The following is a 14,029-nucleotide window of genomic DNA, read 5'->3' as shown; positions in this document are numbered from 1 at the left end:
TCCTCCCTATATGACATGTAAATGCCGTATAGGGAGGATTTTCTTTTATATTTAATTTTTCATATGTAATTAGGAAAACGAGCGGTTTAGAAAAAGCAGTCAAAGCCGTTTTTGAGGAAAACCGCACGGAACGCCTCTAAGTCCGCTTCGTGGAGTGCCGGAATGCCATGAAGGGAATAGACCCGGTTCAAAAAATCGTATTTCCGTTCCCCAAATTGATGGAAGGGGAGGAGGTTGATCCGCTTAACGCCAAGAGTCTGAAAAAGTTCGCAGAACCCCTGTGCGTCGTCCAGCTGGTTGTTGACCCCCGGGATCACCGGGATGCGGACAATCACCTCTTTGCCCGATTGGAGGGCTGTCTTCAAATTTTGCAGGATTGGATCGTTATACACGCCGGTCGCTTCATAATGTTTTTGCCGGTCGTAATGCTTGCAGTCAAATAAAAAGAGGTCGATGTCCGGAAGCAGCCGGTTGAACACAGCGGACGGCGCATATCCAGTCGTCTCAATCGCGGTGGCGATACCCTCCTGCTTCAGCCGGGAGAGCAAAGCGGCGGCAAAGTTGGGCTGCATCATCGGTTCCCCACCGGATAGGGTCACACCGCCGCCGGAACCCTCATAAAAAACACGGTCCTGCAGGCAGACGGCGACAACGTCTTCCACGTCTTTCCATTCCCCTTCCAGGGTCAAGGCTTCCTGTGGGCACTGTGCAACGCAGGCGCCGCATCCCACACAGGTTTTGAAATCAAAACGGATGCTTCCGGATTCCACATCGAACTGGACGGCATGCTGCGGGCATGTTTGGACGCATTGCTGGCAGCGCACACATTTGGATAGATCCCATAAGATCTGCGGTTTTTGCGCCTGCGACTCCGGGTTGGAGCACCAACCGCAGTGCAGTGGGCAACCCTTCAGGAATACCGTCGTGCGGATTCCGGGTCCGTCGTTGGTGCTAAACTTTTGAATATTAAAAACACAGCCTTTGCTTTCCATATTGGCTCCTCCTTTACGACTTGATTATAACAAACGCGAGTGAAATTGTAAAGCAAAATGGGAATGTATGAATCAAAAACACTTACGAATGTAAATATTGTATTGACATTTGAAGATTATCCGTTATAATAAAAGTATCAGAAAAACGGATTTGCCGCCCGAGAGTTGGGCGGCGGAAAGGAGCGTCTAAAGTGGGACAGTACACCATTGGCGTGGATGTCGGCGGAACCAAAATTGCGTACGGTTTATTCGATGGCAACCAAAATTTGATTGCTAAAAAGAAAGTTCCGTCGGACCCCTCCCTAGAAGCGGAGCCTTTTTTTGACGCGCTGGCGGAGAGCATTCAGGATATGATGCGAGAGCATCATTTGTCTGCGGACCAGATGCGCGGGATCGGGATCGGCATGCCGTCCTTTATCCTATTTGAAGAGGGTAAGATCCTGAAGACCACCAATTTGACGAAAATCCACGATTTCCCAGCACGGGCATATCTGATGAAGAAGCTCGGCGGTATGCGCGTGCTCTTGGACAACGATACCCATGTCGCTGCTTTGGCGGAGCATAAAAAGGGGGCGGGGCGCGGCTTTCAACACATGGTCTATTGCGCCGTCAGCACCGGGATCGCCAGCGGGATTATCATCCGCAACCAGCTCTTCCGCGGCCGGTATGGATGGGCCGGGGAAACCGGCCATATGCTGATTACCCCTGGGCAGGGGATCGAATGTGGATGCGGGAATAAGGGCTGTTTTATGTCGTATTGTTCCGGATCTATGATTGTGAAGCACATCCGTCAAAAGATTGCAGCGGGGAAGAAAACGCGGATGACGGAATTGGCCGGCAGCCCGGAACAGATCACCGCGGTACATATCCAGCAGGCGTTCGATCAAGGCGACCCGATGGCAAAATGGGCGGTTGAACAGATGGCCCAATACCTGGCTGTCTGGCTATATAATCTGTATCAGGTGCTGAACATCAACTGTTTTGTTTTTGGAGGCGGCCTGGTCCACTTTGGGGACCGGCTATTCCCACGCATACGGGAGCTGTTCGATCAATACAACGGCAACGATCTGCCCGTGTATTTCAGATTTGCCGAGCTGGGGGAGGACTTCGGCATCATCGGCGCAGCGGAACTGCTGGTATCTGAAACCAATTGCGTTTGATTGTTCATCAAATAGATGATTTATCGTTAGGAGGACTTCTTATGAGCCATTTTGGAGAATTGACCCCTCGGATGCACGATTTTCGCGAGGAACTTTTGAATGCTAAACCGATGGTTTGCGTGGAGCGTGCGAAGATTACCACACAGACCTACCGCGAGAATATGGATCAGCCGTTGGCGATTCGCCGCGCGTTGATGTACCGCAACGTCCTGGCTGGGATGAGCATCTTCATCGAGCCGCAGACGCTTTTGGCTGGAAATCAGGCGTCCAGCAACCGTGCAGCCCCGATCTTCCCGGAATATGCGATGGATTGGGTGATCGAAGAACTGGACCAATTTGACAAGCGGGACGGCGACCGCTTCTATATCACCGAGGAAAATAAGCAGGTGCTGCGCGACATTGCCCCCTTCTGGGAGCACAATACGACCAAGGACCGCGGCTTGGCGGCAATGCCGGCAGCGACCAAGGTCTTCTATGATTTGGGTATCATCAAGGCAGAGGGGAATATCACCTCGGGCGACGCGCATGTAGCGGTCAATTACCGCCGGATGCTGCAAACCGGCTTGAAGGAATACCGCGCCCGTGCGGAGCAGAAGCTCCAGGAGCTCGATCTGACGGAGGCGGAAAACCTGCATAAGTCGTATTTTTACCGCGCGGTGCTGATTGTGATCGACGCTACGGTGGCATTTGCCAAACGCTATGCGAACCTGGCCTTCAAGATGGCTCAAGAGGAGGCGGACGAGGGGCGCAGGGCAGAACTGTTGGAAATGAGCCGCGTGCTCAATAAGGTCCCCTACGAGCCGGCGGACACCTTCTATGAGGCGGTGCAGGCTTTGTGGCTGGTACATCTCTGCCTGCAAATTGAGAGCAATGGCCATTCGCTCTCCTATGGCCGGATGGATCAGTATTTGAACCCGTACTACGAAAAGGATCTGAAGGAAGGCCGCATCACAGAGGAGGCCGCTTGCGAGCTTTTGACCAATCTTTGGCTGAAAACCTATACGATCAATAAGATCCGTTCCTGGAGCCACACCCGCTTTTCTGCGGGCAGCCCGCTCTATCAAAACGTCACCGTGGGCGGCCAGACGCCGGATGGGAAGGACGCGGTCAATCCGATGAGCTTCCTGATCCTGCGCAGCGTTGCACAGACGCGCCTTACCCAGCCAAACCTGACGGTGCGCTATCATAAGAATTTGCCGGATGACTTTATGCGCGAGGCCATTGAAGTCATGCGACTGGGATTTGGTATGCCGGCGTTTAACAACGACGAGATCATCATTCCCTCCTTCATCGAAAAGGGCGTCAAGCCGGAGGATGCATACGACTACAGTGCCATCGGCTGCGTCGAAGTGGCTGTCCCCGGGAAGTGGGGATACCGCTGCACCGGGATGAGCTTTTTGAACTTCCCGAAGTCCCTGATGATCGCGCTGAACGACGGAGTCGATATCGAGTCCGGCATCAAGGTCTGCGAAGGTGTGGGACACTTCAAGGATATGACCTCTTTTGACCAGGTCATGGCGGCTTGGGATAAGATCATCCGCGAATTTACCCGTCAGTGCGTTATCATCGACAATTGCTGCGACACGGTCCTGGAGAAGGATACGGCGGACATCCTGTGCTCCGCATTGTGCGACGATTGCATCGAGCGCGGTTTGAACCTCAAAGAAGGCGGCGCGGTCTATGATTTCATCAGCGATTTGCAGGTCGGAATCGCCAACCAGGGAGACTCCATGGCTGCGATTAAGAAATGTGTGTTCGAAGACCATTCGATGACCCCAGCCCAGCTCTGGGACGCCCTGATGAACAATTTCGAAGGGGAAGAGGGCGAACGCATCCGCAAGCTGCTGATCGCGGCCCCGAAATACGGCAACGACGACGACTATGTGGATTCGCTTACCCGCGCTTCTTATGACATCTATATCGACGAATTGTCCCATTATCACAACACCCGCTATGGACGTGGACCCATCGGAGGTGTATACTATGCAGGGACCTCTTCGATCTCTGCAAACGTCCCGCAGGGCGCCGGAACCACGGCAACCCCGGACGGCCGGAAAGCAGGGGAACCTCTGGCGGAGGGATGCTCGCCCTCCCATGCGGCAGATAAACACGGGCCGACCGCGGTCTTTAAATCTATTTCCAAATTGCCCACTGACAAGATCACCGGGGGCGTGCTGCTAAATCAGAAGGTAAACCCGCAGATGCTGGAGAAAGAGGAGAACCGTCAAAAGCTGATTGCGATGTTGCGTGTATTCTTTGATACGCTGCATGGATTCCATGTGCAGTTCAATGTGGTCTCCCGCGAAACTTTGCGGGATGCCCAGGTGCATCCAGAAAAGCACCGCGATTTGATTGTGCGGGTAGCGGGCTATAGCGCTTTCTTCAATGTGCTCTCCCGCCAGACCCAGGACGACATCATCGAACGCACGGAGCAAGTGATTTAAGAGCAGAGAACATCAAGAAAGGGACGAAGTGTCATGGAGTTTTTATTTGACAGCGCCAACTTGGAAGCGATTCAGACATATAGCGCATGCTTTCCTATTACCGGCGTAACCAGCAATCCGAGCATTTTGAAAGCGGAGGGGAAAATCGACCTGTTCGAGCATATGCGCAAGATCCGTCAGATCATTGGGCCGGATAAGACACTGCATATGCAGGTGATCGCAGAGGACTGCGAGGGGATGCTCAAAGAGGCCCATGCAATTTTGAAAAATGTGGACGATGCCGTCTATATCAAAATCCCCACGACGGAAGAGGGACTCAAGGCGATGCGCGCCTTGAAAGCCGAGGGGGTACATGTGACAGCCACGGCCATTTACAGCAAGATTCAGGGCTTTATGGCGATTGCATGCGGCGCGGACTTCATTGCCCCGTATTACAACCGCATGGAAAACCTCGATATCGACTCGTGCGATACCATTGCGGCATTCCGCCAGATGATCGACGAGGACGATTCGAATACAAAGATTTTGGCTGCCAGCTTTAAAAACATCGCTCAGGTGACGAATGCCCTGCTGGCAGGCGCCCACACAGCTACGTTGCAGCCAGCACTCCTGCATGATGCATTTGGCATGGCAGCGATCAAAAAGGCTGTGGATGATTTTCACGCGGATTGGGTAAACATCCATGGCGATGTCTCCATCACAGATCTGTAAAAGCTTGATAACAAAAGCAAGCCCCGGGCACTTAGGCGGGTGTCTGCAAGACAGCATTGTGCTGGGGGCGGTCAAGGGGAAGCAGCGTGACGGAGGCCATGAAAACCGCTGATCATCTCTCGTGGGTACGCTCCGTGAGCTCCATCCGCATAGGGCGGAGAAGATTGTGAAGCATGAAATGATATACGATTGAAAGCGAAGCCGCCCGGGCAAAATGTCCGGGCGGCCTGGTTTATCCGGAGGATTCTTTCACACGTTTCTGCTATACTTTGCGTGGCGATAGGATGGGGCAAATCAGGTTTTGACAGAGGAGAACCGAAACCATGACAAAATATGAATATATTTCATTGAGGGAGAAAAGCGAAATAAAGGATTTGGCAGCAGAGTGGTTTCACAGTAAGTGGGGCGTGCCAACGGAAGCGTATCTGGAATGTATGGATGCTTATTTGTGCAATGAGACAGAATATGGTTGGTATCTTTGCTTGTCCGGCAATCAAATTATCGGCGGAATGGGCGTTATCGAAAATGATTTTCATGACAGAAAAGACCTTACGCCGAATGTATGTGCTGTTTTTACAGAGGAAGGATATCGCGGCCAGGGAATTGCTGGAAACTTGCTAAATATGGTTGTGAATGATATGAAATCCAAAGGAATATCTCCAATCTATCTTATTACTGACCATATTGGTTTTTATGAAAAATATGGATGGGAATTTTTGTGTATGGTTCAAGGAGATGGCGAACCTAATATGACAAGAATGTATGTCCATAGATAAATTTCTCTTGTTTGACAGCCGAAAATCCTTTAGGGTTAGGGACGAAAGGGCGCACTTCTATACGATCCTGCCGGGAGTATCGTCCGTCCTGCGGAGCTTCATTCCGCTGGTTGCATTGTGCAAAAAGCCTGCGGCCTTTTTTATCTCTATTTTCAAGAAGGGGCTCATACGCTTTTAGGCTCTGTACCGGCAGATGAGCTGATGAAAGAGGAAACGGCATGACCGAAGCCATGCCGTTCCTGCAAAAATGCGATATTATTTTCTTACGAGCCCCCGATATTGCTCGAGGCTTGTTTTCCTTTTGTTATTGAAAAACTTGTTCTGTCCATTCCGTTCTGGTAGAATAATAGCATAGAAAGCGTGCGGAGGGCGGAGGGGCCCAAAACAGCTGGAATGAGGAGGATTTTTATGCAACAAAGAGAAAAATTTGCATCCCGCTTGGGCTTTATTTTGATCTCAGCCGGATGCGCCATCGGGCTTGGCAATGTGTGGCGGTTCCCTTATATCACTGGGAAATACGGTGGTGCGGCGTTTGTAATTCTGTATTTGCTGTTTCTTGTGATTTTGGGGTTGCCCGTCATGGTTATGGAGTTTGCTGTGGGGCGTGCCAGCCAAAAGAGTTGCGCTAAGAGCTTTGAAATTTTGGAACCCAAGGGAAGTAAGTGGCATTGGTATAGCTGGCTGGGATTTGGCGGCTGCTATCTTCTGATGATGTTCTATACGACGGTCGGCGGCTGGATGATTAGCTATATCATCAAAAGCGCCCAGGGTGCCTTTGATACGACGGCGCCGGACGTGGTATTCGCCAACATGCTCGCAAATCCGGTGGAACAGGTCGGCTGGATGCTGGTGACTGTGGTACTGGGGTTTTTGGTGTGCAGTTTGGGTTTGCAGAAGGGTGTGGAGCGGATCACCAAAGTCATGATGAGCTGTTTGTTTCTCATCATGATCGTGTTGTGTATTCGCAGCGTCACCCTGGATGGAGCGGTAGAAGGCCTCAAATTTTATCTTGTGCCGGATTTCGGCAAGATGTTCGAAAATGGCTGGGCCAGCTTTGGCGAGGCGGTGTATGCCGCTATGGGACAGTCCTTCTTCACCTTGAGTTTGGGCATTTCTGCCATGGCCATTTTTGGCTCGTATATCGGGAAGGAGCGGCGGCTTCTTGGCGAAGCGTTAAATATCGGCGTTTTGGACACGCTCGTTGCGCTGATGGCAGGACTGATTATTTTCCCAGCCTGCTTTGCCTTCGGCGTGAACCCTGGGGAAGGCCCGGGATTGGTATTTGTCACTCTGCCGAGTGTATTCAACCAGATGTGGGGCAGCCGTCTGTGGGGAGTCCTGTTTTTCTTGTTTATGAGCTTTGCAGCGCTATCCACCGTCATTGCAGTGTTTGAAAATCTCATCAGCTTTTGCATGGATAAGTGGGGATGGGAGCGCAAAAAGGCGGTGATCGTCAACGGGATTGCCGTAGCGATTTTGTCGCTGCCCTGCGCGCTGGGCTTTAATGTGTGGAGCAGCGTGACCCTGCCTGGCATCGGCGATATTCAGACCATTGAGGACTTTATTATCTCCAACAATATTTTACCTATTGGCAGCTTGATCTATTTGTTGTTCTGCCTGAGCAAACGCGGTTGGGGTTGGGAGAATTTTATAGCGGAAGCGGATACCGGCCGCGGGCTGAAATTTCCCAAATGGTCGCGGCTTTATTTGAAGTATGTTTTGCCTCTGCTGATTTTGATTATTTTTATCATGGGGTATTTGCCAAAGTTTCAGACCTGGCTGGGCCTGTGAGCCATCGGGCTAAATAGAACATTTTATGTTAGAGTCTTTTGGAATTTACTAACGGGGTCTTAGAAGTGTGTTTGTAGGGATGCATACGAACAGCTGTAGAGAACCCCAGTTGGCCTTTCATATCCTTACAGGGATTTTCATATGGAGCCAAAAAGCGTGATGGCAGGATAGTTTTGTCCGGCGATCACGCTTTTTCATAGAAAAAGCTTGCAAAAGGAATTTTTTGGAAAGGCCCAAAAATCGTATGGGTCTACTGGGAATAGAGTCGAGCGCAAATTCCCATTGTAAAAATGGTCTCAAATGGATAGGTCCTTTTTCATAAGATAAAGCCCATTAGAATCGGGGGTATGGGAAAGATCTATGTACCCGAGCTTCTGATAGAAACGATGGGCCGTCAGGGATGCACAGAGACGCACCACAGCGCCACCCTTCTGCCGTGCAAATTGTTCGCCAGCTTCTACCAACTGTCGGCCAATTCCTTGGCCGTGATAATCCGGAGAAACAAAGAGCGTGCGTAGCCAATATACCTGTGGCGCTCCCTGTGCAGGAAGTATGCGAAGGATTCCGGTTGGAATTCCGCCTTTTTCAAAAGTGAATGTATATCCCTCTGCGGTCATTCGAAGAAGGCGTTCCGGCGTATATTCTTGTATGAGTTGTTCGATTACTTCAAGAGGGTAATCCCAACAATTGACCTCCCGCAGATTACGGCAGATTAGATGGGATGCCGCCTGCGCATCGGATGCTTGAAATTCCCGGATCATTTTTAAGGAGCCTCCTCTGGGATATCGTACGGCTGTAAATATGTGTGCTTGCTATTTTTATCCCGTCATTTGCTACGCGTTTTATTTGGTTGAGTTTGAAAATCCCTCTGATAAACGGCAATGCGTCTACCAGAGGGATTTTTTACTTGCTATTTTAATACATTCTAATGCAGTTTATTCGTTGACCAAGCCCATCTTTTCTTCGCGGAAAATGCGCGCGTCCATCTCTTTCAGATCCGGGGATACCAGCGGCTTCTTCGGCATATGGGCAAAAATGTCCTTTTCCAGATCGACGCCCGGTGCATATTCGGTCAAGACCAAGCCCTTGTCGGTCAGCTGGAATACAGCGCGCTCGGTGATGTACATGACCGGCTGCTGGTTCTTTTTGGCGGTCTCAGCGCTGAAGGTGATGTGCTCCAAGCCCGTCTTAAATTTATTGATGCTTCCATCCGACAAAATGTGCAGCTTACCGTCGGAAACTTCCGTCTTTAGCCCCTTAGCCGTGAAGGTGCCGCAGAAGAACACCTGCTTGGCGTTTTGCGAGATATCGATGAATCCGCCACAACCGGGCAGCTTTACACCAAATTTGGACACGTTTACGTTGCCCTCTTCATCGCCCTCTGCAAACCCAAGGAAGGCCTGGTCCAGTCCGCCACCCTGGTAGAAGTCAAACATCGAAGGCTGGGACATGATGCACTGGGGATTTAAGCTTGCGCCGAAATCCAGACCGCTTTGCGGGCTGCCGCCGGTCAGTCCGGATTCCACCGTCAATGTGAAGCGATCCAAGATGCCCTCTTCCGTTGCAACCGAGGAGATGTACTCCGGAATACCGATACCGAGGTTCACAATCCCATTCTTTTTCAGTTCCATCGCCGCACGGCGGGCAATGATCTTTTTCGGGGACATGGGGGCCGGCGTGAACTCCGCAGCGCCCATACGGTGCTCGCCGGAGAAGCCGGGATTGTACTGCGTGCCGAAGGTCTGCATATGATTCTTCATGTCGCTGACAACAACCACTGCGTCCACGAGGATGCCGGGGACCTCTACTTTCTGCGGATCGAGAGAGCCGGATGCAACCACGCGTTCTACCTGTGCGACCACGGTACCGCCGGAGTTCTTGCACGCCTGCGCCACGACCAGCGCTTCTGCCTTAACGCCCAGATGCTCCATGGAGATATTGCCGTCTTCATCGGCATATGTGCCGGAAATGATAGCGAAGTTGACCGGCTGGTTTTTATAGAAGAGATACTCTTTGCCGCCGATCTCCATCAGCTCCACCAGATCTTCCTGCTGGCGGGTCAGCTCGTTCAGCTTGCCGCCCATTAGACGGGGGTCCACAAACGTACCGAGGCCCACATGGGTCAAAGTACCGGGCTTGTGAGCCGCCGCATCACGGAACATATGCGCGGTAACACCCTGAGGGAAATCATACGCGATGATCTTATTGTCGGCAACCATCTTGCCGAGTTTCGGGGCAAGGCCCCAGTGGCCACCGATGGCGCGGCGGACCATGCCGTCGTGTGCGAAGTGGTTGAGCCCTTTATCCTTAGAATCGCCCTGTGCGGCGCAGAAAAGCAGGGTTAAATCGTTCGGTGCGCCGGTCTCTAAAAAACGCTGCTCGATTGCAATTGCGATCTCTTCCGGAAAGGAAGCGCCGATGAAACCATTTGTTGCAAGGTTGACGCCGTTCGGAATCAGATCCGCAGCCTCTCTTGCAGTTAATACTTTTACAGACATGAGCAATCCTCCAATTTATATACATGATACTGAATTGTTAATATTATATCATACCCATGGGAAATTTCAAGTCCGTGAGGTGCAACAAAGAAGGCAGTGCTTTTCCGTCAAAACGGAGAAACACCGCCTTTTATACAGCAGCCACTTTTTAAGAAAAAAAGGTATGTTCCAAAAAGATTTTAAGCCCAATCCCGATGAGAACAATCCCACCGACAATTTCTGCTTTGCCGCAGCAAAGGGAACCAAATTTTTTGCCGATGCCTACGCCCACCAAGGAAAACAAAAAGGTGATCATCCCGATCGAAACGACGGAAGCCAGCATTAAGGGAAGTGTGGACGCTCCCACGGCGGTTGGTAAGATGATGCCGGTTGCCAGCGCGTCAATACTGGTGGCTACCGCGAAGGCCAAAATCGTTTTGAATCCTGGAGGTTCCTTTTGGCAATCCACAATGCCCTCATTGCGCTTCTTTTTCGCTTCCCGAAGCATTTGGATACCGATGTAACTCAGAAGGAGCAGGGCAATCCAATGGTCAATCTTACTGATAAACCCCTCGCCTGCCTTACCGACGGCCCACCCAATCATGGGCATGGCCGCTTGGAATAACCCAAAGCTTGCCGCAAGCTTTGTTGCAAATCCAAACGTCACATTGCGCGTTACAGCGCCATTTGTAATGGAAACGGCAAATGCGTCCATCGAAAGCCCAATGGCAATGCCGATCAAAGAAATAACGTCCATGCGCAACCCCTCAATATGTATAAAATACAGAATTTGACAAGAAGTTAGATTATTCTATATCCTTTTTAGCTGCTTGTCAATCCTCCTAAAAGGGTATGTGAAGGGGAGAGGAAAGATGCCGCTTGGCGTTAAATATTGATTTTCATATCGCCGTCTTTGACCCATCCAATTTTGCGCAGGACAAAATCAAAGAGGAGAGCGAGGGCGGCAGGAGCGATAAAATGTAGCAGAACAATTTCCAGGAGGATTTGCCACTGTGGTACGGTTCCAGACATAGCTGCAAAAGCGCCAAATTGCCCGACAAGGCCGCTGGTTCCCATGCCCGCGCCGGTGGCGGTATTGGTCATCTGGAACACGCAGGTGGAGATCGGGCCGAGGACCGCGCTGGCCAAAGTGGGAGCAATCCAGATCTGTGGCTTTTTCATGATGTTACTGAATTGCAACATGGAGGTACCGATTCCCTGAGAGAGCAGGCCGCCCCAACGGTTTTCCCGGAAGCTGGCGACAGCAAAACCGATCATTTGGGCGGAGCATCCGACCGCGGCCGCCCCGGCAGCCAAACCGCTCAGATCCAACATGATACAGAGCGCGGCGGAGCTAATTGGTGCGGTGAGCACCATGCCGACGATGACGGATACCAGGATACCCATGGGAAGCGGGGAGAGTTCCGTCGCTTGGTTGATGATAGCGCCGAGCCCATTCATAAATTCCTGGATATAGGGGCCAACAAACTGCCCGGCCACGCTGCCGGTAATGATGGTGACCATCGGCGTCACGACAATATCCACTTTGGTTTTGCCGCTTACAAGGCGCCCAAATTCAGCCCCAACGACAGCGGCCACATAAGCGCCCACCGGCCCGCCTGCCTGGTATCCGAAGGCGCCGCATACGACACAGGAGAACACCACCAGCGGCTTTGCCTTTAAGCCCCAAGCGATTGCCGCACCAATCGCAGAGCCGACCACCGGGGAAGAGGCGGCCGCCATTTCCGAATAAGGGGCCAAAAAGGTCAGGAAGGGAACTTGGCTCAATTGGGACATAATCAGCCCAATGATAAGGGAAGAGAAAAGGCCGAGCGCCATTGCGCTCATGGCATCTACGAAGTACCGTTGGAAGAGCTTTTTCAAAAGGGAACGGACGTTGTTTCCTGTTACTTTTTCCATATTCTACACCTACTCTATCTATTTTCGCATCAGACAAGCGGCAGCGCCGCCCATGTAGACAAAAAAATAGCGGCTGTGAGGAGGGGAGCGGCACTGGAATCCCAGTACCTATTTCCTAACCCACAAACCGCTATTTCTTCTTCAATATCGGATATTGTTGGCCAATCAAACCACACCGCCTCGCCAGCAGTGTGGCAATGTCCTATTTAAATCAGAGCTTGTTGCAAACCGTCGATTAGATGACGCCTTCTGCCAACATCGCGTCTGCAACCTTGACAAAGCCTGCGATGTTCGCGCCCATCACATAGTTCTTTGCGTGGCCATACTTCTCAGCCGCGTCAGCTGCATTCTTGAAGATGTTCTCCATGATGCCCTTGAGCTTTGCGTCAACCTCTTCGAAGCTCCAGGAGAGACGCATGCTGTTCTGGCTCATTTCGAGAGCGGAGGTTGCTACGCCGCCTGCGTTGCTGGCCTTGCCCGGTGCGAACAGAACGCCGTTTGCCTGGAAATACTCGGTTGCCTCGATGGAGGTCGGCATGTTTGCGCCCTCCGCAACAGCGAAGACGCCGTTTGCAACAAGTGCCTTTGCGTCGTCGATCAGCAGCTCGTTCTGCGTTGCGCACGGCAGAGCGATGTCGCACTTGACACTCCAAACGCCCTTGCCCTCGTGGTACTCAGAGTTCGGACGATAGTTCTTGTACTCGGTCAGGCGCGCACGCTTGACTTCCTTGATCTCCTTGATTGCAGCCAGGTCGATGCCTTCCGGATCATAGATCCAGCCGGTGGAATCGCTCATGGTGACGACCTTGCCGCCCAGTTCCTGTGCCTTCTCACATGCATAGATGGCCACGTTGCCAGCGCCGGAAATCGCGATGGTGGAGCCAGCGATGCTCTTGCCGTTTGCCTTCAGCATCGCGTCTGTGAAATACAGCAGGCCGTAGCCGGTAGCTTCCGTACGAGCCAGGGAACCGCCGAAGTTCAGGCCCTTGCCGGTGAGCACGCCCTCATAAGCGTTGCGGATTCTCTTATACTGGCCGAACAGGTAGCCGATTTCACGGCCGCCTACGCCAATGTCACCAGCCGGAACGTCGGTGTCCGGGCCAATGTGACGGTACAGCTCCGTCATAAAGCTCTGGCAGAACGCCATGATCTCGCGGTCAGACTTGCCCTTCGGGTCGAAGTCGGAGCCGCCCTTGCCGCCGCCGATCGGCAGGCCGGTCAGGGAGTTCTTGAAGATCTGCTCAAAGCCGAGGAACTTGATGATGCCAAGGTTTACGGACGGATGGAAACGCAAGCCGCCCTTGTAGGGTCCGATTGCGGAATTGAACTGCACGCGATAGCCGCGGTTGACCTGCACCTTGCCGTTGTCGTCTACCCAAGCGACGCGGAATTTGATCTGGCGCTCCGGTTCGGTAATGCGCTCAAGGATACCGGCCTTCTCATACTGCGGGTTCTGCTCGATCACAGGCTCCAGGGAGTTGAGCACTTCTGTGACGGCCTGGATGAATTCCGGCTCGCTCTGGTTGAGGCGGACGACTTTTTCCAACTGTTCACTGACATAGGACATAATACACAAAGCCTCCTATACAAAATAGATTCTGTAAGCATTGCAACTGTGCGGTGGGCAACGGTCAAGGTATATATTCATACCGCTTTGGAACCGCTTCGGATGACGGAAAACGGCGCCAGCCTGCACACACAATTTTTTTACTTCAACAGTTTAGCATAGGAATACCAATATTTCAAGATTTTATGGCC

General features: G+C 51.9%; 11 protein-coding genes. 5 read left to right on the top strand and 6 right to left on the bottom strand.

Annotated features, from left to right (window positions below; translation table 11 throughout):
- Positions 1-86 precede the first annotated feature (86 nt).
- Positions 87-992, bottom strand: a complete 906-nt coding sequence (locus I2E77_RS11895) for a glycyl-radical enzyme activating protein (RefSeq protein WP_191362894.1) — start codon at positions 990-992, stop codon at positions 87-89.
- A 191-nt stretch (positions 993-1,183) separates the two neighbouring features.
- Here I2E77_RS11895 and I2E77_RS11890 point away from each other — a divergent pair, with 191 nt between their 5' ends.
- The 5 genes from I2E77_RS11890 to I2E77_RS11870 all read left to right on the top strand — a co-directional run bounded on the left by I2E77_RS11890 (position 1,184) and on the right by I2E77_RS11870 (position 7,874).
- The gene (locus I2E77_RS11890; protein ID WP_191362893.1) at positions 1,184-2,152 is read left to right on the top strand and encodes an ROK family protein; all 969 of its coding nucleotides are present in this window, start codon (positions 1,184-1,186) and stop codon (positions 2,150-2,152) included.
- Between the two features lie 41 nt (positions 2,153-2,193).
- Positions 2,194-4,596: a glycyl radical protein gene (locus I2E77_RS11885; protein WP_191441228.1), complete on the top strand. Its 2,403-nt coding sequence runs from the start codon at positions 2,194-2,196 to the stop codon at positions 4,594-4,596.
- Between the two features lie 33 nt (positions 4,597-4,629).
- Positions 4,630-5,307 carry a fructose-6-phosphate aldolase gene (locus I2E77_RS11880; protein WP_191405825.1) on the top strand — a complete coding sequence of 226 codons (678 nt, stop codon included), beginning with the start codon at positions 4,630-4,632 and terminating at the stop codon, positions 5,305-5,307.
- Positions 5,308-5,630: 323 nt separating this feature from the next.
- Positions 5,631-6,083 (top strand): GNAT family N-acetyltransferase, encoded by a 453-nt coding sequence (locus I2E77_RS11875; RefSeq protein ID WP_087232489.1) that lies wholly within the window; start codon positions 5,631-5,633, stop codon positions 6,081-6,083.
- A 408-nt stretch (positions 6,084-6,491) separates the two neighbouring features.
- Positions 6,492-7,874 (top strand): sodium-dependent transporter, encoded by a 1,383-nt coding sequence (locus tag I2E77_RS11870; protein WP_087232483.1) that lies wholly within the window; start codon positions 6,492-6,494, stop codon positions 7,872-7,874.
- A gap of 296 nt (positions 7,875-8,170) precedes the next feature.
- Here the strand turns inward: I2E77_RS11870 and I2E77_RS11865 are convergent, their stop codons facing one another.
- The 5 genes from I2E77_RS11865 to gdhA all read right to left on the bottom strand — a co-directional run bounded on the left by I2E77_RS11865 (position 8,171) and on the right by gdhA (position 13,838).
- Positions 8,171-8,635: a GNAT family N-acetyltransferase gene (locus I2E77_RS11865; RefSeq protein WP_191405826.1), complete on the bottom strand. Its 465-nt coding sequence runs from the start codon at positions 8,633-8,635 to the stop codon at positions 8,171-8,173.
- Positions 8,636-8,809: 174 nt separating this feature from the next.
- Positions 8,810-10,372, bottom strand: a complete 1,563-nt coding sequence (locus tag I2E77_RS11860; protein ID WP_087232477.1) for an acyl CoA:acetate/3-ketoacid CoA transferase — start codon at positions 10,370-10,372, stop codon at positions 8,810-8,812.
- Between the two features lie 148 nt (positions 10,373-10,520).
- The gene (locus I2E77_RS11855; protein WP_087232474.1) at positions 10,521-11,108 is read right to left on the bottom strand and encodes a manganese efflux pump MntP; all 588 of its coding nucleotides are present in this window, start codon (positions 11,106-11,108) and stop codon (positions 10,521-10,523) included.
- Positions 11,109-11,236: 128 nt separating this feature from the next.
- Positions 11,237-12,271, bottom strand: a complete 1,035-nt coding sequence (locus I2E77_RS11850; protein ID WP_191362889.1) for a PTS transporter subunit IIC — start codon at positions 12,269-12,271, stop codon at positions 11,237-11,239.
- A gap of 235 nt (positions 12,272-12,506) precedes the next feature.
- On the bottom strand, positions 12,507-13,838 hold the full coding sequence (gdhA, locus tag I2E77_RS11845) for an NADP-specific glutamate dehydrogenase (protein WP_191395812.1): 1,332 nt from the start codon (positions 13,836-13,838) through the stop codon (positions 12,507-12,509).
- Positions 13,839-14,029: the final 191 nt, after the last annotated feature.

It is taken from the genome of Anaeromassilibacillus sp. 1001302B_160321_C8, from assembly GCF_015554745.1.
Classification (GTDB): Bacteria; Bacillota; Clostridia; order Oscillospirales; family Acutalibacteraceae; genus Anaeromassilibacillus; species Anaeromassilibacillus stercoravium.
This window is presented reverse-complemented; position numbering and strand designations above follow the sequence as displayed.

What these genes read in the sequence shown, in the direction of transcription:
- I2E77_RS11895 (WP_191362894.1), bottom strand. Translation starts at nt 992, where the DNA reads ATGGAAAGCAAAGGCTGTGTTTTTAATATTCAAAAGTTTAGCACCAAC.
- I2E77_RS11885 (WP_191441228.1), top strand. Translation starts at nt 2,194, where the DNA reads ATGAGCCATTTTGGAGAATTGACCCCTCGGATGCACGATTTTCGCGAG.
- I2E77_RS11880 (WP_191405825.1), top strand. Translation starts at nt 4,630, where the DNA reads ATGGAGTTTTTATTTGACAGCGCCAACTTGGAAGCGATTCAGACATAT.
- I2E77_RS11875 (WP_087232489.1), top strand. Translation starts at nt 5,631, where the DNA reads ATGACAAAATATGAATATATTTCATTGAGGGAGAAAAGCGAAATAAAG.
- I2E77_RS11870 (WP_087232483.1), top strand. Translation starts at nt 6,492, where the DNA reads ATGCAACAAAGAGAAAAATTTGCATCCCGCTTGGGCTTTATTTTGATC.
- I2E77_RS11865 (WP_191405826.1), bottom strand. Translation starts at nt 8,635, where the DNA reads ATGATCCGGGAATTTCAAGCATCCGATGCGCAGGCGGCATCCCATCTA.
- I2E77_RS11860 (WP_087232477.1), bottom strand. Translation starts at nt 10,372, where the DNA reads ATGTCTGTAAAAGTATTAACTGCAAGAGAGGCTGCGGATCTGATTCCG.
- I2E77_RS11855 (WP_087232474.1), bottom strand. Translation starts at nt 11,108, where the DNA reads ATGGACGTTATTTCTTTGATCGGCATTGCCATTGGGCTTTCGATGGAC.
- I2E77_RS11850 (WP_191362889.1), bottom strand. Translation starts at nt 12,271, where the DNA reads ATGGAAAAAGTAACAGGAAACAACGTCCGTTCCCTTTTGAAAAAGCTC.
- gdhA (WP_191395812.1), bottom strand. Translation starts at nt 13,838, where the DNA reads ATGTCCTATGTCAGTGAACAGTTGGAAAAAGTCGTCCGCCTCAACCAG.